Origin of the sequence: Dyadobacter sp. Leaf189 (assembly GCF_001424405.1) — a bacterium.
Lineage (GTDB): Bacteria > Bacteroidota > Bacteroidia > Cytophagales > Spirosomataceae > Dyadobacter.
In genome coordinates this window covers 1,893,698-1,915,499 of the sequence record NZ_LMPS01000001.1, presented here as the reverse complement: position 1 = coordinate 1,915,499, position 21,802 = coordinate 1,893,698, and the positions used below count along the sequence as shown (strand labels likewise).

Annotated in this window: 24 protein-coding genes; all 24 read right to left on the bottom strand. The window is 45.7% G+C overall.

The genetic code is table 11. From position 1 onward, the window contains the following. Positions 1-4 precede the first annotated feature (4 nt). The 24 genes from ASG33_RS08065 to ASG33_RS07945 all read right to left on the bottom strand — a co-directional run bounded on the left by ASG33_RS08065 (position 5) and on the right by ASG33_RS07945 (position 21,624). Positions 5-5,683, bottom strand: a complete 5,679-nt coding sequence (locus tag ASG33_RS08065; protein WP_056282316.1) for a hypothetical protein — start codon at positions 5,681-5,683, stop codon at positions 5-7. Beyond that, positions 5,683-8,061 carry a tape measure protein gene (locus ASG33_RS08060; protein ID WP_056282312.1) on the bottom strand — a complete coding sequence of 793 codons (2,379 nt, stop codon included), beginning with the start codon at positions 8,059-8,061 and terminating at the stop codon, positions 5,683-5,685. Before ASG33_RS08060 ends, ASG33_RS08065 begins: the two co-directional genes overlap by 1 nt. Further along, positions 8,061-8,351 (bottom strand): hypothetical protein, encoded by a 291-nt coding sequence (locus ASG33_RS08055; RefSeq protein WP_157474612.1) that lies wholly within the window; start codon positions 8,349-8,351, stop codon positions 8,061-8,063. The genes ASG33_RS08060 and ASG33_RS08055 overlap by 1 nt, the downstream gene beginning before the upstream one ends. A 35-nt stretch (positions 8,352-8,386) precedes the next feature. Next, complete coding sequence (locus ASG33_RS08050) at positions 8,387-8,773, bottom strand: hypothetical protein (protein WP_056282306.1); 387 nt, start codon at positions 8,771-8,773, stop codon at positions 8,387-8,389. A gap of 58 nt (positions 8,774-8,831) precedes the next feature. Continuing rightward, on the bottom strand, positions 8,832-9,281 hold the full coding sequence (locus ASG33_RS08045; protein ID WP_056282303.1) for a hypothetical protein: 450 nt from the start codon (positions 9,279-9,281) through the stop codon (positions 8,832-8,834). 29 nt (positions 9,282-9,310) lie between these two features. After that, positions 9,311-9,652, bottom strand: coding sequence for a hypothetical protein (locus ASG33_RS08040; protein WP_162242732.1), 342 nt, complete (start codon positions 9,650-9,652; stop codon positions 9,311-9,313). A 44-nt stretch (positions 9,653-9,696) separates the two neighbouring features. Beyond that, a complete protein-coding gene (locus tag ASG33_RS08035; RefSeq protein ID WP_056282297.1) occupies positions 9,697-10,188 on the bottom strand; it encodes a hypothetical protein in 492 nt (163 codons plus the stop codon). Then, complete coding sequence (locus ASG33_RS08030; protein WP_056282294.1) at positions 10,185-10,541, bottom strand: head-tail adaptor protein; 357 nt, start codon at positions 10,539-10,541, stop codon at positions 10,185-10,187. The genes ASG33_RS08035 and ASG33_RS08030 overlap by 4 nt, the downstream gene beginning before the upstream one ends. After that, a complete protein-coding gene (locus tag ASG33_RS08025; RefSeq protein ID WP_082489115.1) occupies positions 10,525-11,070 on the bottom strand; it encodes a hypothetical protein in 546 nt (181 codons plus the stop codon). Before ASG33_RS08025 ends, ASG33_RS08030 begins: the two co-directional genes overlap by 17 nt. Continuing rightward, positions 11,067-11,474, bottom strand: coding sequence for a hypothetical protein (locus ASG33_RS08020; protein WP_056282287.1), 408 nt, complete (start codon positions 11,472-11,474; stop codon positions 11,067-11,069). Before ASG33_RS08020 ends, ASG33_RS08025 begins: the two co-directional genes overlap by 4 nt. 4 nt (positions 11,475-11,478) lie before the next feature. After that, positions 11,479-12,795 carry a phage major capsid protein gene (locus ASG33_RS08015; RefSeq protein ID WP_056282282.1) on the bottom strand — a complete coding sequence of 439 codons (1,317 nt, stop codon included), beginning with the start codon at positions 12,793-12,795 and terminating at the stop codon, positions 11,479-11,481. Between the two features lie 32 nt (positions 12,796-12,827). Further along, positions 12,828-13,430, bottom strand: coding sequence for an HK97 family phage prohead protease (locus tag ASG33_RS08010; protein WP_082489114.1), 603 nt, complete (start codon positions 13,428-13,430; stop codon positions 12,828-12,830). After that, complete coding sequence (locus tag ASG33_RS08005; RefSeq protein WP_255356481.1) at positions 13,372-14,565, bottom strand: phage portal protein; 1,194 nt, start codon at positions 14,563-14,565, stop codon at positions 13,372-13,374. Before ASG33_RS08005 ends, ASG33_RS08010 begins: the two co-directional genes overlap by 59 nt. Positions 14,566-14,954: 389 nt before the next feature. Then, complete coding sequence (locus ASG33_RS08000) at positions 14,955-16,691, bottom strand: terminase large subunit (RefSeq protein WP_056282271.1); 1,737 nt, start codon at positions 16,689-16,691, stop codon at positions 14,955-14,957. After that, positions 16,684-17,169: a phage terminase small subunit P27 family gene (locus ASG33_RS07995; RefSeq protein ID WP_056282267.1), complete on the bottom strand. Its 486-nt coding sequence runs from the start codon at positions 17,167-17,169 to the stop codon at positions 16,684-16,686. The genes ASG33_RS08000 and ASG33_RS07995 overlap by 8 nt, the downstream gene beginning before the upstream one ends. A 645-nt stretch (positions 17,170-17,814) precedes the next feature. Continuing rightward, the gene (locus ASG33_RS26250) at positions 17,815-18,171 is read right to left on the bottom strand and encodes a DUF3307 domain-containing protein (RefSeq protein ID WP_056282260.1); all 357 of its coding nucleotides are present in this window, start codon (positions 18,169-18,171) and stop codon (positions 17,815-17,817) included. A 9-nt stretch (positions 18,172-18,180) separates the two neighbouring features. Beyond that, on the bottom strand, positions 18,181-18,369 hold the full coding sequence (locus tag ASG33_RS07980) for a hypothetical protein (RefSeq protein WP_056282257.1): 189 nt from the start codon (positions 18,367-18,369) through the stop codon (positions 18,181-18,183). Positions 18,370-18,386: 17 nt separating this feature from the next. Then, on the bottom strand, positions 18,387-18,662 hold the full coding sequence (locus ASG33_RS26245; RefSeq protein ID WP_056282254.1) for an HNH endonuclease signature motif containing protein: 276 nt from the start codon (positions 18,660-18,662) through the stop codon (positions 18,387-18,389). Further along, the gene (locus ASG33_RS07970) at positions 18,640-18,942 is read right to left on the bottom strand and encodes a hypothetical protein (protein ID WP_056282251.1); all 303 of its coding nucleotides are present in this window, start codon (positions 18,940-18,942) and stop codon (positions 18,640-18,642) included. Before ASG33_RS07970 ends, ASG33_RS26245 begins: the two co-directional genes overlap by 23 nt. Positions 18,943-18,974: 32 nt before the next feature. Beyond that, positions 18,975-19,577 (bottom strand): hypothetical protein, encoded by a 603-nt coding sequence (locus tag ASG33_RS07965; RefSeq protein WP_056282249.1) that lies wholly within the window; start codon positions 19,575-19,577, stop codon positions 18,975-18,977. 144 nt (positions 19,578-19,721) lie between these two features. Next, the gene (locus ASG33_RS07960; protein WP_056282247.1) at positions 19,722-19,901 is read right to left on the bottom strand and encodes a hypothetical protein; all 180 of its coding nucleotides are present in this window, start codon (positions 19,899-19,901) and stop codon (positions 19,722-19,724) included. 112 nt (positions 19,902-20,013) lie between these two features. Continuing rightward, complete coding sequence (locus ASG33_RS07955) at positions 20,014-20,868, bottom strand: phosphoadenosine phosphosulfate reductase family protein (RefSeq protein WP_056282244.1); 855 nt, start codon at positions 20,866-20,868, stop codon at positions 20,014-20,016. Positions 20,869-20,893: 25 nt separating this feature from the next. Then, positions 20,894-21,292, bottom strand: a complete 399-nt coding sequence (locus ASG33_RS07950; RefSeq protein WP_056282241.1) for a hypothetical protein — start codon at positions 21,290-21,292, stop codon at positions 20,894-20,896. A 101-nt stretch (positions 21,293-21,393) separates the two neighbouring features. Beyond that, positions 21,394-21,624, bottom strand: a complete 231-nt coding sequence (locus tag ASG33_RS07945; RefSeq protein ID WP_056282239.1) for a hypothetical protein — start codon at positions 21,622-21,624, stop codon at positions 21,394-21,396. Positions 21,625-21,802: the final 178 nt, after the last annotated feature.

The following is a 21,802-nucleotide window of genomic DNA, read 5'->3' as shown; positions in this document are numbered from 1 at the left end:
AATCTTAATCCGGGGTTCCTCCGTATGAAACAGGGTACCATCCAGTAGGAAAATATTGGTATGAGCCTACTGCGGTGCTTGCGCTTCCATTTGTTTGAAAAACCATAAGACCAACCTCCGGAGAGGCAATGGCATGCCGTTGTGCATAGGTCATTCTCGGGAGAAGAAAACCTTTAACCGTACTTCTGATCTCTAATGCTGCGCTGGGCGCGGCGGTCGCACTCGCCGTATTGTGTATTACCAGTGAACCATGGTTACTTGCTGTCCCGAAAGACGCATAACCCCAAACGTGCAGATAATCACGCATCGCTGCCGGTCCCTCTACTCCAAATGATCTTGAATCCGCAATATTTATTTCTGATCCGGTATCCCTAATAGGACTGTTCCCGATGCTGTTTGAGCTCGTAAAAACAGGGATGTATCCAGTTGTCCCGGAAACCCCTGATGAAATTGTAAATGTCCTGTTCTGAGATAGATCCAAAGATACGCCATTAATGGTAATTATGCGAGTGGTTGGCACATATCCAATCAGCATATTGTTTATATCCGCAATACTATATACGTCAGTTAATCCATACCCTGCAATCGTGGTCGGGTTAGATCCGCCAAGAACGCGGCCATATGCGTCAACGCTCACTGATCGGTAAGTCCCAACTGAAACGCCGGTTGTTGAAAGTGAGATTACCGCATCCAATGAACCAACCAACCGGTCAATCAAAGACCCGGTAAGGGAGATACCAACACCCGCAACCAAGTCCCCTTTTGAGAAATTATTTTCTTTCTCGTTGAGACCGTTTACGAAATCCGTGTACTTCACACTATCAATAATCCCATAACCCTCCAAGGTAGTTGGACGATTATACACGATGCTCCACGGGATAGCGGTCGCCGCAATGGTTACATTGCCGATCCCGACCAATCTGTCCGCCAGATCGCCGGTCAATACTATATTCGCCCCTTGTACCAAACTGCCGGTTGCAATAGCGTGCGTATGACTGTCGGCAGAGGTGGAGTTTGTTGTATTATTGGATATCGTTGATGGCGTCCCCATGTCCAGGGTCACATTATTACTGAGAGAACCGCCATTGATCAAACCCGCACCAGCAACAACCAACTTGTAATTGGTGAAATTATTCCAATCCAGGTAATAAGGTCCGTGCTGACCATCAAGCAAGTCCGAGTTCAGATTGGTTACCAAGGTCGAGGACGAGACAACCAGCGGAGCGACGCCTGGTGCAATAGTCGACATTAATTGTCCAGTTGCCAGAATATCACCCAAAACATGCAATTCCTCGGAAGGATTTACACCTATTCCAATCTTGCCAGCAATCTGCCGAACAATGCTGTCCTCAAAAGTATGGGCGGTATCATAAATCGGAAAGTAACCCGGCGTTCCTGTTATGCTGTTTTCAAGTTGCTCGGTTACATATTCAACCATGTGGTTGTGAATAGCGATCGGGGTAACTAAATCACCGATCTCCGCTTCTTCAAAGATGTCCTTAACAAGAACAGCATATGGATTGATCGTGCCGGCTGTGAGGTTCCCAATCAAAGACATTGGCCCGATCGGCTGTATGTGCTTGAAGAGGATACCGTCCTCAATGACTTCTAGCTCATTGTCTGCATTCAGCCCGATTGTTTCACCGTCGTAAAGCACATCAAAGTACTTTACGTAGTCGATTACCTCTTCTCCCACGCCGTCACGCGCTTTGTAGTCTGTCATTCCTCCCCCTGGCTCGCCGGTTTCCACATCTTCCAGATCCTCCAAAATTCCAAAGGAGAAATCCGACTTCATCAGGGCGACAACCTCGCCGTCTTCGCCTCCAAGTTTCCGGGTAACAACTACCCGCTGACTGGACGGGGTAACATGCACGCCTTTAATAGCTACGCTGCCGGCGGGGCCGAAAATGTAGTATTCAGATTGAATGATCGGAGCCGGATAGTTGGTAGATCCAGAGTCGACGAGAACCAGCTTATCCCCACGCTTTTGCTCGTAGGTGTGTCCCTCCCAGTCAAATTCGGGCGTAACCGAGTCAGAGAGCACATTAAATGCTGGCTCAGGGAGATCGTACAATCCGCCGGTTTCAGGCAGTGTTGCGACCGCTTTGTAATTGCTGGTTCCCGCAGAAGCTTTTTGAACAAGCTTCAATTCGCCTCCAACCGGGACAGGGGATTTCTTGTTTACAGTGAAATGTACATACCTGACCAAAACTTCGGCACCATTCAGGTATACATAAACTGTGGCCCTGTAAGCTCCCGGCGTGAATTCCTGGTCATTCGGATACAGATTATAACTACCGGCCGTTGCTGGGTTATTAAGCGTGTGTTCTACCCTGGTTAGTTCTGCCTCATCAGGCATTTTGTCCAAGACAATTACAACCTTGTCGTGCTGGGTATCATCTACAACGGTTTGAATGTTAGCCGGCCCGGGGTTGATCAGCTTGGTTGTGCCGTCATAAGAAATTGGGGCAAGCTGCTCACCACCTTTGGTGAAGAAGAACTTCAACAGGTTCAGAAATTCTTCATCGTAAAGCGTGAAGACAATGTTGTTCCTCCCGACAATTGTTTCACCGATGAACGTAGTAACAAAGGCCCGGTAGTTCCCTGCGGGCAATAGCCGGCCGCCCGATTCGGCGAACATGTCGTAAGTCCCCAAATTGGTTAGGAATACTGCCTCGCTAACAGTAATTGCCGGATTGTCTCCAGTGTCTCCACCTCCAAAGATTGAGATCTGGTACCTGTCGTGCTGGCCGTTGATCTTCACCCGCAGCTCACTTTTGCCCGGAACAGGATAGACGCCAGGGAGCGGGCCGACAAGTTGCGGAGCTTCACCTGATGTGTCAAGCAGTTGATACGTAACTACCGTCTTTGGGTAAACCATTATAGGAATGGTCACCTCAATGTAGAAAGCAGGAGGATCCGGAGGCAGTGTATAACCCTGTTCCGCAGCTTCCTCTTCCAATTCTTCCCGTTCTGCTAATTCTTCTTCGGTCGGTTCAACAGGCTTCTCCCCAACTTTGAAAGTAATTGATTCACTTCCCGGATATATCGGCTTGCCCGTGACTGATGCATTGAGGAAAACGATGCTTTGCGCGGTTACCCATGAGGGTTTTTTGAGCGTTTCCCACGCAAGCGTATTAAAATCAAACTGATCTTCTTCTTCCTGGTTCTCGTTATTGTAAAGTACCGCCTCGGATAGGTACTTGGAAAGATCGACAGAATCAGTGCTAAGCTCACCCGCAACAAAGACCAATGGGGGAACACCTTCAAACAGTGCCGACAGTCGGCTTCCTGCTTCAATTTTTTCAATAAGCTCGTCCTCTGTAAGAGGCAAGTCTTCTGCACTTAGCCTGCCATTAGTACTATCTTCCTTAGATGGGTAAATTCCATCGCCTTGCCCTGGAACAGTATTCAGCTGCCTTGATCCGGGGATGTATGAATCTTGTCTTAGTTCCGAATCCGGGATTTCCTCATATTTGACCTCAATAGCGGTTATATCAGCTTCACGCAGGTAATCATTGAAGGCATACCGAACAATGCGAAACTTCTTGTTGCCCTGGTCTTCGAAAATCAAAGAATGAAGGTAGGAGAATTTCAAAGTGCCAGGGCGCAGTTTGATCTTACCCTCGAATACGTCGAGCGGACGGCTCGTCATATTCAGGCGGTCTTTCATCATCGCCCTGTAAATACTCATACCTTCATTCAGATCCGGCCGCCTTCTCCAAGATTTGGTAATCTCGTTAGAATTCGGTTTTGTCCAGGATCCCGCATACCATGGGTTATAATCCCCTGATATCAGGTTGATTGTTTCGGCTTCTTCCTCGGTGACATTGCCCCGTTCCAAGGTTGTTGCATACCTTCCTGCCTCCTCGTTGGCAATAAAGCCTTCAAGAGCACCATTCAAATTGAATATTTTATACCAATCGCCAGGCTTGCCAGCGTCATCTGCCATCTTATAGAAGCGGACGTAAATTTCCTCCGGAAAAGGTTCAGAAAGGAACAGAGTATTCAGAGCTACCCCGATCGAAAAGGTGCCCCTCTTAGTATTGTTTCGGATGCTTACAACTTCCCAATCCCCGCCGACTTGCTGTTGTGTTCCTCCACCATTCGGTACTCTGGCAATAATAAGGTCGCCATTCTCAACTAACACCCCGGTCACTCCACCGATACGACGGTATTCGCCAGCAGGCACGCCCGTAACTGTCCAAGTCCAATTTTGATCACGGCTACCCGTTGAAAAATTGGCAGCGGGGTAATTCGGATTTCCAGAAACGTTGAGATCCCCTTTATTTGTTAGCGACCCTCGATCAAGTGGCGGTACGCGAATCAAACAATATTGTTCGGAGGCGCCAGCCATCGACTTATCTGCGCCCGATAATGCGGGTTCCAGTGAAGGATCCACCCAGAACTGCTTTGTCTTACCATTGACTGTAAGAGGGATGCGTATCGAGATAAGAATATCCGAAGAAAACGCTTCTGTCTCGTATTCAAAAGAAATGGTTACACTCTTATCGCCTTTGCCTATTGTACCGGCGGGTGATTCTATATACTGCAAAGGCTCAACATCGAGCCAAGTTCTTTTTAGCAGAGCACCGACCATCCCGGTGACGATAGGTAGTAGTATTTGCCCAAACTTCTTCTTTTTCTTTTTCCTGTAAGGTGGAGGCGACTTGCCGTTTATCTTAAGTGCATTTAATGTTTCAGAACCAACAATTGCGAATTGCTCCCAACCAGGATTTCCTTTGTCCATGTGGGTGAAATCCCAGCCTACAAGTCCGTTTTCATTCCAGAGTATCATGTTGCCATTCTCGAAAAATGGCATCTGGGTACCTAGATCGACCTCGACCCTGTACTTGGTTATAGGAGGAAGTACGCGCATCTCACCGCCATCAAGGCTGACCGATTTCGTACCATTTACAAAAAATGCAGTGGGCCACGCCAGGGGCAAACCAACATCTCCCACATCCATGTAGTCGCCAGCTAGGCCGGTTGAATTGTCTACGATTGCCCTGATCACCCATCTGTTATCCCATTGAATGAGCTCAGCGTTGAAGTGTTGCAGGATATCATTGGCGATCTCCGCACAAAACATTGCCTCGCCATTCTCATTATAGAACCTGGCGGTATTGATTTCGAACGATTTTAGACCGAGCCTGGAATCTTCCGTAAAGCTGTTTTCTACCATATGGGTAGAAAGTCGCAGGTTCAAATCCGAGTCAATGATCTGTAAGCAATCTTGGATTAGAGCTAAACCAGTCTTCTTGAAAGTAGTGCCAAGGTTTTTATACCTTTTTTTAGCCATATGAGCCAATCCACAACTCGCGGTTAAACTCACCTGGAACGGCGGTCGCTGGTAGGAATGAGCAGCATCCCAAGGCTCGACCCAGCCCGAAAACTCTATTCGATTATTGTCTAAGTCGTGTACTTCACAAATGAAGGTTTTCCGATCGTAAACGAATTCCCGGAGATCATAACGCTGCTCGAATATAAAGCCGATTTCAGCCTGGGTAGTAACAATGAAATTGTTGGAAAAGAAAGAATCCGAAGAGCCAGACACAAATGTCACAGCGCCGTAACTATTCTTCCATTCAATAGCAGGGCCATCATAGTCCGGCTTGATAAACCGCACCTCTTTATTATTTCCGTCAGTATCTGTGTATTGTGAAAAGTACTTTAAACCCATTACCTGCCGAAAATTGCCTTGTTACGTGATTCAACTCTTTTGAATGCGACATAGAGATCTTCTCCGCGAAGTCTCAACTCGGGAATAAATATGCTGCTGCCAGCTGCGCCGCTTTGCTTAACGCTGCGCTTAATTGACTCATCAACCTTCGAATAAGGAGCTATCATTTCAGGGTCAGATCGCGCGTTTGGGTTATCTCCAACAATCGCGGTCATTTCTTCATAAGCAAAACCACCCTTCGCAAAACGTGGTGTTTTATTCATCGTGTTCTTCAACAGAGTGCCAGCTGCAACTGCCGCAACACCCGCCGCGATCGCAACATAGGCATTCAATGAAGTCATTGCCTTCTTTGCCGCAGTAAGAGTGACGCCGTAGGTGATCATTGCTTTTCCGAGCTGAGACAAAACTGTTGAGAATATCCCAAGGATATTTTTCCCAAGATTTTTAGCCCAGTCTTTTTGACCAGACATTAAATCTCCTAGTCCTTCGCCTAACGAATCAAATACACTCATCCGCATATTATCAACGGATGCGGCCATCTCTTGGTTAAGCTGATCGATAGCTGACACAGCCGAACTGTACTCCTTTACAGTTTTAGAGAGTCCTTTCGGTGGCTTAATTTCTTGCCCCAGTTTTGAAAAAACGTCATTAGCTTTATTTTTTGCAAGATCTTGATTGAATTTGCCTGAGTCATCTCCAAGGTAGACACGACTCTGGTTAGTACCCTTGACATATTCAACATTCAGTGCAGCTACAACACCAAATAGCTCCTTGTATGACTTGATTTTGGCATTTAAAGCGTCCTGCTCCTGCTGCCATTTCATCGAGAGGTCGATCAGGTTCATCTGCCTGGCCGCCTCTGAAACTTTTTCAAAATACTCGACAGCTTCCGCAACAGGTGGTTTTCCAGCTTTGCCTCCACCTCCCAGGCTGTTAAATGCCTTCGAAACAGAATCAACGGCTTTGCCCGCAATTGCGAAGGAATCGGGGACATCAAACCTGAACCGCTGGGTTAATCCATCGATCCATTTTACCGACTTGCTGATATCTCGCCCGACTGCGTCTAATCCTAAGGCTTCGCTGAATGTACCGACAAGACCCATTGCACCCTTGATCATACCTCCGAGCGTATCCACTACCAGGTTTGCCGCATTCTTGCCGATGTTGACAATCGCCTTCCACATGTTCGACCAATCGCCTTGAATAAGGTTCAGTATGACTTTGAAGGCCTCCATTACCAACCCAAGTGTTCCCTTCGCGATTCCCACAATAGTGGTCCACCAGGTAGAGTCAGTTAGAAAGTTCTTCACCGACTCCCAGTTATTGATAATGGCAGCAGCTGCAAGACCCACAACCGCGATAGTTGCAACAATCGGCCCGGAGACTGCACCGAAGCCGGTTGCAATCAATGGAATCAATTTCACCAAACCGCCTATTGCAGTAACCAAAGTTGGAACAACGACAGCAATCGCGCCGATCGTGAAAAGGGATTTTTGAGCTTCTGGGGTCAGGCTTCGAAAATTGGTCGAAAGATTGTCCAAGATACCGCCCAACGCAGCGATCTTACCGGTCAAATCAAATGCTTTATCTGCACCCTCTCCAATCGAGGCCGAAAAGAAAGTGAAGCTATCCCCCAGCTGCTCCATTGCCGTCGATGCGCCCCCGCCAGCCTTCGGGATTTTTTCCAATTCAGAAACAAACTTGTCAATGAAGGCCTCAACCCCCATCGCCTTCATCTTCTGGTTTAGCTTTTCAACATCCTGGGTGCCGAAAGCCGCCTCCATTGCATCGTATGTTTGCGGCATACGTCCGGCCAGCTGGCGTAAGTCAACCTGATTAATGTGTTTGGTTGCTACAAACTGCCGAAGGTTGACCAATGCGGGTTCTAAGTCTATGGCGGACCCTCCCGCGTCGGTAATCGCGTTCGCAAAAGCTTTGATTGAGCGTGTAGCAAGGTCGCTATTCAGCTTCATTGCTTTCAAGCTGATCAGCGATTTCGCGCCATCGAAGATTCCAATATTGGGAAGTTTGGCAATCTCCCTTACTTTTTCTAAGGACTCTCCATAGCGTATAAGGCCTTTCTCCAACTTCTGAACTTCTGCGTAGTCTTTGAAGGCCTTACCAGCAGCAAATAGTGTAGGTAAAGAGCCAAATAGTGACAGCTTGGTTCCAATGGCAGTGAGATCATCGCCGAGTTTTGTAAGACCGCTCCTAAATACCGATTGCTCCCGAGCAGCCCGTTTGTATGCGTCCGAGAGTTGGTTATTCATGCCCAAGGCAGCAGATCGTACCGCAGCAGATGCCTGCCGCATGCCGTCCAACAGCCCTGCAATCGTGGCTCCAACTCGTATATTTGCAGCGCCTACTTCCGTAGCCATTATTTGTCGGGGTTAAACAATTTAAATATTTCTTCCTCCTGTTCTGGAGTGTATTCCGGTATCTGGAAAGCCTTTGTTTTAGGGGCTTTGAGATCTTCTGCTGTCAGCGGTAAAAACTCTTCGATGGAAATCGGATTTTCAACCGTTTTTCCAGCCATCACGTAGGTCCAATAAGCTTGATGGCGCGCGCGCCTCCATTGGCTTTCCTGATCAAGCGCATAACCTTCCCGCAAAAGGTTGAACTGGTAAGGGGTAATGTTTTCTAGCTCAGACAACTGGATTCCCATCATCCCGGCATCCCTGTACCAGTTTCTTGGGTCAAACTTTAATTTCCGCTTTCGGGGAGAAGTTTTTCCACTGCTCTTAGAGCGGGTTCTAACTTTTTTGCGACTGTGCCAGCAGCAGCTAAATACCCTGGGATCACCTTTGAAATGGCAGGATCCTCACATTCGTCGTAAAGATCAACGAACTGCTCAAAGCAGGACCAATCCTTATCCTCAGGCTTAATAGCACAATCAATCAGGAATGGAATTGCTTCGTACGGCGGAATCTCTTCTGATACGTGAAATGCCGTTGACAAGCTTGGACGCGCAGCTTTGATGCGAATGAAAGTAGCAGTGCCGAACCTGAGAGTATAAACCTTCCCTCCAAGTGTCAGGTTAAATGTGGTTTCTGACTCAATAATTTCTGGTGACTTTTTGGCCTTAGTCATAATCGATTTGGATAAACGCAGCCCTGACTTGCAGGGCTGCTATTTTGTTGGTGAAGTGTTAAGCCTGTGCGGTAATAACAGGTACTTTCTGAGGAGTGACTGTTGCATTGTAGGTTTGCAGCCCATTGACCACACCTGCTTCACCAAATGCAGTTACAAAACCGCTGAATGATCTGACGCGATCACCGGAAAATGGACGGGCGTGTTTAAACTTTTTCAGCTCCCCGGATAGAAACCAATCTTCGATTTCATTTCCTGATACATTTGCTCCGTCCTCATCTGATGGATATTCTTTTGTAATACCGCTGATCGTGAAACTATACTTAGGGTCATTGCCGGAGGGGACCTGCTCGGTTCCGCCGTAGCAATTAGCATCGAGCATCTCCCTGTCGGCTGACATGTTGATCTCCGTGGCGCATTTGATGATTACGAACGTGCCGTCATCCTCCTTATCGACCGCAAGGGTTGTTTCAATCCCCCTCACGGTCGAAACGGTTCTTTCTGCCATTATTTTGAATTTTTAGTTGTTGATGAATATTATTTAGGCTCTGCAATCGCTTCGTACTCAATCACCTTTATGTGCGTTTCCGACTTCTCATCGAACTGATCAGCTACTTCTTCACCTCGCATGATCGTAATTCCTACATTATTCACGATCCCGGAAAAATCATCCAAAGCTTCGCGTATCGCTTTCATGAGGTTATATGCCTGTCCGTATGATTCGGCAAAAACCCCGATTTCAACAATTCCCATTCTTGTTTCGCCGGGTCCGTAACAACCAAGTTTTGTCATCCGGTCAGTGAACACGTAGACAGCCGGGTAATGGGTTCCCGCCTTGATTATATTCGGCTGCACCCTGTCCTCGACTAATGAGTTCACGGTTGGAGTAGCTAGCAATTTCTGTATGAAAGCTTTTGTAATCATTAAAATCGCCCCTTTGGCAGATTGCGCCTTGCCCACTTACGGAAAGACAGTAAAACTTCCTTTTGAAAACTAGTCCGCACGATTTCAATAGTGTAATCGTATGCATTCTGTAAAAAGTTGTCTGGCCGGTGGAACCTTCCGCCGCGATCCGTAAATCCACGAGTAATAAAGTGTGTACGCCAACCAACTTTTCCGGATTTCTTTGATACGCCGACGATCACTCTGGCGGTTTCTTGACCTCTTGCTGGCACCAACTTTATCCGAATGTCGCGACGTGTAGCTCCGCCCCTTGCAAATTCAGGCCCTTTATTTTTACCCCATCCACTCTTGGAAACAACCCTACCGGATGGGGCTAAACGTTGAGCAGATCGAAACATCGGACGAACTGCATTTCTAAGTGCTTGGGTTGATACAGATTTTGGCATAATGGACTTGTACTGATCAAGACCGGTAGCAAGTTTCAAGAGCTCGTCTGCATTGATTTGTATCACTCCACAAATTCTGTTTTTATCAAGTACTCAAACATTCTCCCCACCTCATCAAGAGGTGCCACTATTTTGTAAACTCTTCCATCATATAAGTCTTTAATTCTGCACTTTGTATTAATATTCAAGCCTGGTAGAAACCGGATAATCCAATTCACCTGCAGGGATGATTGAATCTGATTGCTGATGTTGTCTTCTCCATCAGTGGTGGTCTTCGCCACCTTGCATGCAGGGAAATTGTCGAACTTTACGACATACTCGATATCCTGCTCGTTAAAATCATCAACGATTTCGATCGGCTCCAAAAACTGGATGCGACGATCATACTTTCCTGCACGTCTCTTATCCTGCGTAGCCAATGGTGTCGAGTGCTAAAAGATTGTCAACAAATGTCTTCTTCTCCTGGGTGAGATTCCCGCGATTGTCATACCATTCCGAGATCAAAGCTCGCATGGCCATCAGTAATCTGGGCGGAATTTCATCCTCTTTAAAGCCAGCTGTGAACGTTACGGTGAAACCAGAGTATGTACTTCTGTATCCCTCAGCCCACTTGATCATCCTGCCTCGCTTTCCTGTCCTTACCAAGCGGTAATTAGTATTTTCGACCAGAGTACTTCCGGATGAATTTAACCCGCTTATGCTTAAAACTTCTTGCACATAAAAAGTGTCTGGTATAACGCCAGGTAGACAGTCTGCTTCCCATTCGTAGGTTGATATGCCGAGTGATAAGTTACACCTCTCTTCAATATAGTCGGCTGCACTCTTAATCAAATCCTCAACAAGGTCATTATCGCCCATGTAAAACTCAGGAATACGCAGCCAAGCCAGTGCTTTTTCAAGCGGCACTGGCAAGGCTGTGTACTTTTGAGTGATGGACGGATAGTTCACTTATTTGCAGTTTTCGCGTCAGCTGCTTTTTTGTCACTCACCTTTGTGCCAGCAAGGCTGCCGACAGTTGGAATGGAACTATCCGACTCCGCCTCGACATGTTTTCCATCTACAATCTTCGTCTCGATGACATTTCCGTCATGATCCTGTGTTTCCGCACCCTTTATAGGGCCACGATTCTCTTCAGAAAGATGATCTTCGGCTTCGTTAATGTCGTTAATATCATTGTTAGCATTAACAACTTGACTGCCGTCTTCATTTTTCTTTGCAGCCTTACTGTCCTTGACAGCTACCGCATATCCAGCCTCAATGTGTTGTTGGGCAAATGCGTCTTCAAACTCAACGATATCGTCAACGTCATGAGACACAAGCGGATGGAATTTTGTGATTTGAACTTTCTTCATTTGATTACGCTACCAGAGCATCTTTAATACCAGCGAATGATTGAGTACGAGCAACTTTAATGTCATAGAAAGTATTGGCAGTGATTTCAGTCTGAGCCTTTTTCTTGGCAGAGAAAGGATCGACAATGAATTCAACACCACCCCAAAGACCGACATACAGGTCATTGAAGTTTCCGAAAATGATTGCTGATGCAATCGCAGTTGCGGATCCTTTTGTCAAGTTGGAGGGAACCAAGTTAGATACGATTGTTGGATAATCGTTCAAGATGTTCCCTTTTCCCCAGACAGGTTCTCCGCTTGTGCCAGTGAAAACCTGCGTCTTTTTAAAGACTGCTTTCATCTTGGCATTGGTCAAGTACTTAGGAGTATTTCTCAGAGCATCTTTTGTTTCAATCAATGCCTCCAAATCAACCAAATTCTCGTAAGTGGGTTTTGCGCCATTTGTGCCCAAAGCAAGCAAGTTGCCGTTTGGAGCTGTAATAGCACCCAACAAAATACCAATCGCCTCAACGTTCATATACTGAGCCAGAGCCATCGAAATGTTTTCCATCACAAGCTCTTGAATGTCAATCGAGGATTGCAAAATTGACTGCTTAGAGATTGGGATTGTTACGCCGCGACGCTTTGGAGTCATACCGAAGTCACTGAAAAGGATCTCAGTATATCCCATTTCCTCGATCTCGGTCAACTCCTGAACAGTTGGCTTGGTAGTCTGAACCGGGAAACGAGGATTGCCTGTAAGGCCAGTCAGAAATCTCGCACCAGACTCTTTAAGCCAGGTTTGCGACCACAACATATCAAGCAATGGCATGATTTCAGTTGGAACCAAGATTCCTCCCTGATCACCTGGGCTAGTGGTTTGCAGTGTGACAGTTTGACCACGTTTTTGCATGAACTCAGCAGGAACATAGAATGCTTCTTCACTTGGCTCAATCGCATTCAGACGGGCATTAGCTTCACCCAGTTTCAATACTTCACCTTCGATACCGTCGATGGTTTGCTTTTGGGCTTTGCGTTGAATGGCACGCATCAGGTTGAAACCACGAAGATCTTTTTTATCTCCTTCGGAGTAAGTTGCATTGTCAGCGCCTGAGCCAGCTACTTTCCCTGCATCCACTGCACGGGCTAATGGAAGATTTTCAAGTTCTTCTTGCCTAGCGATCTGAGCATCAAGATCAACCACTTCCTGCTTTAAAGCTTTAAATGCATTGAACTCATCATCCGTCAGATCTCGCTTTTCAGCCTCACCGACTTTCGACGCAGTTTGCATTTCTTCAAATTTCACTGCGCGTTTGTCGCGCAAGTCTTTAAGCTTTCCCATTAGTTATTAATTATGTTTGTTGATGAAGATTTTTATTTTTGAAGCATGATCACGTGCATGAGAGCACGTTGTCTGCGGTAATTGGATTCAGTTTTTCTGGTCATTGCGATGACCTCATCCAGTGATCTGCTGACAGTGCTCGTTGAGGATTGCAAGTATGCTGGCATCGACACCGGCCCTTGCTCATACACCACTTCGATTTTAAATACTGTCCTCAGATAAATCCCGTCAGGTCCGCGTTCCCACTCATCACCATCCTCGGCGATATCGAACATGAAAGAGCTACCAGTCACATCTCCGCGCTTGATCGGAGCCAAAACCACATCTTTTATGGTTTGATTGTCCGGCGCGATGATATCGTAGTCGCATGATGATTCAGTTATGCTGATTGATACCGTTTTATTCCGAAGACTTGCCAGCGTGTAGTTCGGATCATGGTTGAAAAATGATTTCATTTCCTCCATGTTAGCATAGTCTAGTGCAGAAGGATCTATCCGCTCTTTAAACCAACCAAGTTTCCTTGACCACTGGTTAAAGACAATGCCCCTTCCATATATGTGATCAACGCCGTTGTCGTCAGTGATCGCTCGAACTTCCGCCGTCGTCTGAGGCAGATATCGTCTCTCCTGTATCATTATCTGGTTTTTTATTAATATGGAATTCTCCAAGCTTATCCATGGGAACCATTGCACCTTGCATGTAGTGTTTGGCGCCCCAACCGCCGGGAATTGGACTCATTTCATCTAGTGCTCTTACTTCATCTGGCGAGTACACACCGATCTGAATCATTCTTGCAACGAACTCACCGTAGGCTTTGGAATCGCCACGGAGAAGTGCTCTGAAATTAAATTTTGTATAGAAACCAGCTTGAAGTTCATCTCTCCGGAAGCATTTGTAATTTATCTCTTGCTCAATCTGGGTAGCGATCGGAATTATGACCGAGCGGGTCAATCCAATGAACATTTGCTCGACTCCGGTTCCCCAGCTGGTGGTTTTTTCAGTATCCCCGATCAGTGAAAGTGGCACTCCAAACACTTTTGCGATGTCGCGATCAGATTTATCGAAAATCTTAATCAATTCTGATTCAACAGGTGTCCTTGATACTGGATGCCATTTGATTCCTGGCCCTAAAACGGCAAATCCAAAACCGCCATTTTTAGAACCTTCAAGTGACTCAACTACCCGCTCCTTGGTTATTTTGGCTGATTCGGCATCATTAGCGGGGATCGGAGTCTCTAAGAAACCCCCTATGAAAGTCCCTTTCTCATAGTATCGTTGTACGAAACTGCCAGTCAGAAGGTCCAGTTTGACGGTTGCATCCTGCCACTTTATAACAGATCCACCTTTTATCCCGTTAAAACTTAGATCTTTAAGGTATATGACCTCATCCTCAGCAAAATATTTCAGATCACCATTGTCCACCACCTGGAAGAAAACGCGACCGGATTTAGGGTCTTCCAAAATCCCTACATTCTGAGATGGGTACGGGAAATAAGATACGGGCTGATTTCTACCGTTCTTGTCTATACGTGCAATAGAAAACCCATGCACAATACAGTTCAGAACCATTGTTCTCATCGCGATGATCGGCGCCATTTGGTCATTTGACCGCACCGTAAGCAAATAATCTAAGGGATGGGTTTTAGCCCGCTTAGATCCGCCACCTTCAAGCTCCTTGTATACAGCATATGGTGTGGAAGCAGTTAAATTTGATATTAGCCGAACACACCCAAAGAACGTTGATATTCCCATTGCTGTTCTGGCACTCACATTTGCCGTAATCCCGTCAAGCCCTAATTGCTCGTACAACGGGGCAAACGGATCTGTCGAAGTGGTATAAGCCGACCTCGATTCAGTAGACCCGAATCTGAATAGATTTGTGAACCAATTTGCCAAGTGGAATTAAATTTTACGAATTTGAGAAATAGATATGGTCAAAAAAGGTAGCAATGCTCCCTTTTTTCAACGTCTTCTGTTTTTTCTCAGATGAGCATTCTTGAAGGAGTCGAAGCTTGAATATCGAGATGCATAACCTTTTGAACTGGTAATATCCTCAACTGATTGATAGGCTTCGTACAAACTCTTGCCTTGTTTTAAAAACCGCTCAGCGAGCGACAGATATGCCTCTTTGGTCAATTGCAAACTCATTGTCGATATCTCTACCATACTGCTACTCCTTGATTTGTTGTTAGTAGGTTGTGCCATTCTGAGAATTCGCCTAAGGCCATTACTGTGGCGACAATGCCATCTATTTTATCTTTAGACTTATCTTTTGCTGGCTTGATGTTTCCGGCAGCATCCGTATCCAGGACTACATTTCCAAGCATCCAGGCAGTTACCGGATTTCCGTCGTGTTTAATCACTTCATTGATTGCCATTTCTTCAAAAAGGGCTGTCGGCGGACCGAGTGATAAGAACCCCTGCCGGTAGGTTTGCACCACCGAGTGGTAGCCCCACTTAATTTCCCCTGCGTCATTCTTAGTAGGTGCATATACACTGCCGAGTTCATTTATCAGATGATCTTTGAACATTTGAGATCCGTAAGGGTCAATGCCTATGAATTTCAAATCCCATTGGGAGGCTGCTTCGAATACCCGGTTTTCAATAAATTCGTAATTGGTTGTTTTACCGGGCGTAGCATGTAGGTGTCCGGCCGCAATCCAGTCTCTGTAATCGATACCTCCACGTGCTGCATACTCAGCCGCATCTGAGGCTACATAATGATACACTTTCAAATATTTGTAAGCTGGGAAGTACAGAGCAAAAGATGAGATGTCATTCGAACGCCCCAAGTCAATGCCTCCGTAACAAATCGAATCAGCCGGCGGAATAAAGTCCGGATCCGCTTGCTTGGCCCAGATTTCGGAAGGAATCCAGGTGACCGCTGCGTCTACCCACAGGTTTAAACGCTTGGTTTTAAAATCCACTTCCTTACTTCCTGACCGCAGAGCCATTGCAAATTCTTCTCTGAGCTTCTCGATTTTGGTAGTAACGCCCATTGTCGGGTTTGCCTTAACCCACATACTCTCATCCTTCCAGTCATCATCTTCATCAATCCCATAAATGAGCGTAAAAACGTTGTCTAGGTCATACTTGCCTTCAAGCATTCCAATGCAGACGTCCCTATGCTTGTAGCACGGGCCCTGTTTGTTATAACCCGCGGTCGTAATAACAAACATCATGGGCTGCTCGCGAGCAGACTGTCCAGTTCCAAGGGAGTCCTTTACTTTGTCTGACTTGTGTACGTGATACTCATCGATGACGACGCAGTGACCGTTTTTACCCTCGGTGTTGTCCGCGTCATGAGAAACGGCTGCCATTTTTGCGCGTGTCGACGAGACGGTGACCGAATTTTTAAGTATCGTCACACGCTTTTTTAAGTCTCGGCTATCCTTGATTTGAGCGGTAGCTTCTTCAAAACAAATTCCAGCCTGATCCCGGGTGTAAGCTCCAAAGTAAACCTCGGGACCCGCTTCTTTATCGGCAATCAGCATGTAATTAGCAATTCCTGATGCGAGGGTCGACTTACCGTTCTTCTTTGGAATTTCAATGTAAGCCTCGGTAAACCGCCTCTTGTTATTTACCGTCTTCTTCCATCCGAAAATAGAAGCTACCATGAAAGCTTGCCACGCAGCCAACTGAAACCGGATCGTTCCGTCGCGGTTTATCTGTTCTTTTGGGACATTTGCTTTGGTAACACCTTTACTTAAAACAAGAAAATCAAAGAACATTAGTGCTTTTTGAGCGGACTTATCAGAGAAATACCAACCCTTCGCTTCGGCGTTGGCCAGGTCCTGAAAATGTCGATCAATAGCAAGCTTGACATATTTATTTACTACAATCTTTCCATCTCGAACATCCTCAGCATATTGCAGAGCTGTTTCAAGTTTATTCATTGTCGAGGTTCATCATATCATCGAAAGGATCACCTTCACCTTTCTTGCTCCCATTTATTTTGGTTCGGGCAGATGGGGTAAACCCAAACTGACCGGCAATCGCCTGCGCATTTTTGAGATAGGAATTTTTTATTGAAACCCAGGGCGAGGGCATTGAATAAGAGCTACCGTCGTCGCGGGTGATTGTCTTGACTTGGCCATCAGCTTTGAGTGCTTTGACGGCTTCGATGTAGTTGGCCATTTCCGAGCAGTATGCGGCAAGTAGTCCTAGATCTACGCGATGCAGCATTTGCAGCTGGATCAATTCAATGCAGACGCTCTTCCATTCTTTTTTCGCTTCCTTGGAGAGAAAGCTGGGCGCGGAGGGCGGATGATCAATGTTGCTCGGCATCATCTCGGCGCCAATCGCGCGATCCTTACGATAAGTCCCCTCCAACTTTTTTAAAGCTGTTGGTTTTGTAGGCCTTCCTGCTGACATTTTTTTTAGATAAAAATTGAATACTTTTTCAGTTCATATTTTCGGTTTCGACTTATTGACAATGGGGTCAAATTTGCTTTTTTGAATATTCTAAGGTCAATTTTGGAAGTGGCAGTTTTTTGAGCCGCCGCGGTACCCCCTCCCTTGAATTTTGACACGGTGTGCGCCTGACGGCAGGGGCGGTTGCCAAAAAAATAGGTTTAGACTTTTGACCTACCCCTCGGGGGTCGACATGTCGAATTACTACTACGCGTTCATGAGGCCAGACACGGCCTTTTTGACAAAAAAGTGCCTTTATAGGCTGTAAACGGCCTTTTTGATACTCTCATTCCTCCCAACTCACAAGGATATGGGTGAACCCATTCATTAATAATGCTAGGTATGTGTGACGGCCGTCAACAATCACGAACCTGCCATCTTCTCTGTAATGGCCAGTCGGACATGGGAACAGTTGCTTCGGAGCATTCTGCTTTACGATCTCATATTTCAACTGTACATCACCGATGGACATTGGATCCTTACAGGCAAGCACCACATCATCCACTGATACGTAAGCTGTTTTAGCCAGCTTACCAGGAGCTATGGACAGTACCTTGTCGAGTGCGAATGATCCGTTCAACTTTTCGCTACGGTTTGAATGTTTAATTATAGTAAGAACCTGAAAGTCATATAAAGCTGCACGTAATGAAGTATTTGGTCTAAACCAATTACATTAAACCCTCCATGCGTATTCCCGGTCGCGAAGTACTTCTTTACCATTCTGCTAGTAACGTAATCGGTACAGAAGTGGCAAATGAAAGTGACAACAAAAAAGGTAAATGCACTCCATTCTAAAATAGGTACAGTGAAAACAAACCACACGAAGGAGTATACTAACACGTGGTCAGCTAAATACCGATTGTTTGATGATTTGTTCCGTGCTTGCATGTCAGTCTGCATTACGAAGTCAGCTAGGTAATGCACAGCCAAAATAGACAGGATAATAAACTCGTTGAGAATCATATTGAGTTGTCAGTTGATGTCAATGTACTTGTCGTTGATAGTGTTGCCGACCTTTATCTTCCCTTTAATATGCAAGCGATTTAATGATTGTCGAACTTCTGTAACCAGTTCAACAAACGTGGCGTGAGCAGGTGCAATACCACGATCCTTCCGGTTCCTTATGAGCTCTTCAACCAGCTGCAAAACAAGTTCGTCCATGAGTATACGTTAATGATTTAACGTTGATGAGATTTGTACCTTACTCTTGCTTCCTCAGCACTTTTTATCACATGACATCGCTTACATAGACTTTGCAGGTTGGATTCGTCGAATGGTTCCCCACCAATTTCGAGCGGAATCTTATGGTCAACCTCAACAGCCTCAGTGAGGATATCTTTTACTTCGCATTCTTGGCAGTAAGGAAACCTAACCAGCTGGGCTGGCCGCACTCGATCACGCCAAGCCCGACTATCCCTAATTTTGCGAACCTCAGCTTTCGACCTTGGTTGCATCATGTACAGCGACTGCTACGATCTTAAATGGGTGATCTGTGAACACCTGTTTACCTGGTCCATCTTTAACTACCATTGAACAGGAAACACAAACGTCATCGCTCTCGGATAGTGGTTCCAAGGTGATAATAAGACGCTCACCTTGTCGGCAGTTAACAAGCAAAGAAACCATCTGGTCTTTGGCTTGGATCATGCGAGATTGCTTTTCAACCTGACAAAGAGAATTCTCCTCAACATCAACAGAATGATGGCCATAAGTGGTATTAACGTCAATTTTCATTTTACTATTTAGCTTGTTGATGAAGAGAATTGTTAAATCGTTACATGCTTCCAGTTTTCGCCTGAGCGGATCCGGTTGAGCTGGGTGTGTGTTATTCCAAATTGCCGAGCAATCATGTTCAGCCGGATGTTGTCGTTTTTAAGAAGTGTTTTAATTATCCGGACCTTCGACTCAGTAAGCTTATAGTTCCCAATCCTTCTCCTGCCAACCCTCTTTATGCATGCCGGGTTATACCGGTTGTGTTCAATTGATTCGACTCTTGTAGCATGATTTAGGTTCGTGTGCAGGTTATTGAACTTGTCAAAATCCAGATGTATGACGCAGTTCTGATCTGGATCAAGCCTCGGCACGAAATACGCGGCTACTAGCTTATGAACATAAAATACCACGGAGGCCAGCTTATAATCTTTCCCATCGGTAGGGATACGGACATTCAAGCTGCGGTATCCATTGATGACGCTGCCGGCGAGAATACCAGACTTAGAAGCAAGACGCCCGAAGCTTGAAATATAATATTCTGGCTGCCGGCTAAATCCCACATAGTAAATCCTCTTCCAAAGTTCTCCGTGGAATGAATTCACCAAGCTCGGAGGCTGGCAAACGGCAAATTCAAAAGGCGTGAAGTCAGGCTTCATTTTCAACGTCTGATAGAGGTTACTTACTTTTTGTCGGATGGAACTCCGCATGTGTGTGGAATGGAAACTCTCGACCTTACACCGTGTTTCGCTGCTTGGCAAGCCTTGCAACTCATTCGGGTAAAGCTTTTGCTCGGAGCATCCTCAGCACTTGGCAAGGGAATGACTGCTTTGTTGAATCGTTTCATGTTGTGCCGTATAAATAAGATCGTAGATCTCGATAGCTGCATTGATCAGATTGATGTCGTCATAATGGTTTCCGGTATAATTTTCCAGAATCTGTAAAATTTCTCCCTTCTTCACTGATCCGGATTTGTTCGACATACAACCGTAGATTTAAATGTGCCGGGGTTTCGCAACAGGATCCTTCCTTTGCGTTGCTGGATCAGGCTTACTTTATTCAGCTTAGATTCCCGGCTTACCATCCATAATCTCGTTATTCGCAAAGCGAGTAAAATGATTTACAAGTCTCAGGCTCAAAAATCGACAACGACCTATCATGGTCTACATAATTCACAGCCTCTGGAACAGTTGGGAATTGTCGATTTGAACAACTTCTCTTAGGAATATAGCCCGGTGGAAAGAATGATCTACCTACCTCAACCTCCGCATCTTTTAGCTTATGCAATGTTTCTGGAAACGATTGAGCAATTTCTTTCAATTCTCCATGGGTACACATTATACAAGGGAAGCAACCGACTCGTTTAAACCCAAGCATGTACAACGGATTAGGCTCGAATCCTTGTTTCTTGATATAATCAAAAACTTGCTTAGCAGTCCATTCGAAAATCGGTCGAATGATATCTTGTGCCCATTTCGAACAAAACTCAACAACTTCCTTCTTCCGGTAAGTGTGATATCTCTTTCTACCCGCTTTATCAATTTTGTATGGTTCAAAATAATACCTGAAAAAAGTACAACTGTCTTGCATTTTAGACCGTGCGAGGCTTTCATCTTTCCTGATACCTTGACATATTAACAGATTGTCCTTTTGGTCAAGAACCCAGTCAATGAATGGTTTTACCTTCAACTCTTCGGTACAAAATCTGGCTTTTGTTGACGGAAATCTTTTCTTCGCCTTAGCTAAACCCACAAACGACTGCTTTCCCGTAAGTGTGACAAGCTCGACTCCCAATTTTTCGATCACCTCCTTAACATGCTGATAAGTTAGATCATGCTCCCATTTGGTGTCGCAGAACACAGCAATCACATTCTTGCCGAAATGCTCGACCGCCCATAGCAGAGTTGCAAGCGAATCTTTACCACCAGAAAACTGTACAACACATTTCATATAGATGATTGTCGGGCGTATTGGGCTATGACTGTCTCGGAGAATAAATCACCTCGCAGATGTCAAGAAACTGTTTAGCCGCGTACCGCGCGAGTTCGGCGTTTCGAAAAACGAGGCGGGAACCGACAGTCGCGCCCGAGTAGTCGTAGCTGAAAACGCCGAACGAGAACCCGGAACCACCCGCGGCCTTATCTTTATCCCAATAGAAGTAGGGGAAATATTTTCTCTCATCCCAGTTCATCCAATCAGGTGACCACCCTTCATTGAGCACCTCATTGATCACATCGTACTTATGAACGCAGAACTGATACTCTCTTTGATTTTCCGGCAAAAATCCGAATGCCTCAATCGTAAGTGGCTCGATACCTTTGATAGCACAAGCATCTTCGTACGATTTTACCCGGTCAGTAATTGATTGCTCCATTTCGATTTGGCTTTGTTGATGAAAGAATGGTTTTGCGCTGCGCGTCGATTCGAACGACCGGCTCGCTCAATACTAAGTATTGATTGCCCGCAGCTGGATCTTTAATATGTTGCAGCTTTCACCGCCCACATAGCAGCTTCTTCGTAGGCTGTTTGAGCCAAACTGATCAGTCTCGCTTTCTCGCCGGCAATTGTTGCTTGCCCATCTCCTTTGAGATCCTGGCAAATGTTGATGAGCTCAGCTGACTTTTGTTTGATCTGATCGACCGTGCCGTCTTGTGTAGGATTGAAGGATGTGCGCACCCGCGATTCTCCTAATGTCTTTTGATCCATTTGAATGTTAAGTTTGTGATGAAGTAATACCGTATACAGGTAATCAAGAATCACGAAGTACTGGAAGGGGATGTATCAATAAAAATTATTTGCACGAATTATTTTCGATTATCGACTACTTTTAAAGCAATCCCCTCAACATACCCCGAATTTTGGAGCATGAAGTTAATTCACACTA

Excerpts from the sequence above, each read along its gene's own strand:
- ASG33_RS08065 (WP_056282316.1), bottom strand. The coding sequence starts at position 5,683 with ATGGGTTTAAAGTACTTTTCACAATACACAGATACTGACGGAAATAAT.
- ASG33_RS08060 (WP_056282312.1), bottom strand. The coding sequence starts at position 8,061 with ATGGCTACGGAAGTAGGCGCTGCAAATATACGAGTTGGAGCCACGATT.
- ASG33_RS08055 (WP_157474612.1), bottom strand. The coding sequence starts at position 8,351 with ATGATGGGAATCCAGTTGTCTGAGCTAGAAAACATTACCCCTTACCAG.
- ASG33_RS08050 (WP_056282306.1), bottom strand. The coding sequence starts at position 8,773 with ATGACTAAGGCCAAAAAGTCACCAGAAATTATTGAGTCAGAAACCACA.
- ASG33_RS08045 (WP_056282303.1), bottom strand. The coding sequence starts at position 9,281 with ATGGCAGAAAGAACCGTTTCGACCGTGAGGGGGATTGAAACAACCCTT.
- ASG33_RS08020 (WP_056282287.1), bottom strand. The coding sequence starts at position 11,474 with ATGAAGAAAGTTCAAATCACAAAATTCCATCCGCTTGTGTCTCATGAC.
- ASG33_RS08015 (WP_056282282.1), bottom strand. The coding sequence starts at position 12,795 with ATGGGAAAGCTTAAAGACTTGCGCGACAAACGCGCAGTGAAATTTGAA.
- ASG33_RS08010 (WP_082489114.1), bottom strand. The coding sequence starts at position 13,430 with ATGATACAGGAGAGACGATATCTGCCTCAGACGACGGCGGAAGTTCGA.
- ASG33_RS08000 (WP_056282271.1), bottom strand. The coding sequence starts at position 16,691 with ATGAATAAACTTGAAACAGCTCTGCAATATGCTGAGGATGTTCGAGAT.
- ASG33_RS07995 (WP_056282267.1), bottom strand. The coding sequence starts at position 17,169 with ATGTCAGCAGGAAGGCCTACAAAACCAACAGCTTTAAAAAAGTTGGAG.
- ASG33_RS26250 (WP_056282260.1), bottom strand. The coding sequence starts at position 18,171 with ATGATTCTCAACGAGTTTATTATCCTGTCTATTTTGGCTGTGCATTAC.
- ASG33_RS07980 (WP_056282257.1), bottom strand. The coding sequence starts at position 18,369 with ATGGACGAACTTGTTTTGCAGCTGGTTGAAGAGCTCATAAGGAACCGG.
- ASG33_RS26245 (WP_056282254.1), bottom strand. The coding sequence starts at position 18,662 with ATGCAACCAAGGTCGAAAGCTGAGGTTCGCAAAATTAGGGATAGTCGG.
- ASG33_RS07970 (WP_056282251.1), bottom strand. The coding sequence starts at position 18,942 with ATGAAAATTGACGTTAATACCACTTATGGCCATCATTCTGTTGATGTT.
- ASG33_RS07965 (WP_056282249.1), bottom strand. The coding sequence starts at position 19,577 with ATGAAGCCTGACTTCACGCCTTTTGAATTTGCCGTTTGCCAGCCTCCG.
- ASG33_RS07960 (WP_056282247.1), bottom strand. The coding sequence starts at position 19,901 with ATGTCGAACAAATCCGGATCAGTGAAGAAGGGAGAAATTTTACAGATT.
- ASG33_RS07955 (WP_056282244.1), bottom strand. The coding sequence starts at position 20,868 with ATGAAATGTGTTGTACAGTTTTCTGGTGGTAAAGATTCGCTTGCAACT.
- ASG33_RS07950 (WP_056282241.1), bottom strand. The coding sequence starts at position 21,292 with ATGGAGCAATCAATTACTGACCGGGTAAAATCGTACGAAGATGCTTGT.
- ASG33_RS07945 (WP_056282239.1), bottom strand. The coding sequence starts at position 21,624 with ATGGATCAAAAGACATTAGGAGAATCGCGGGTGCGCACATCCTTCAAT.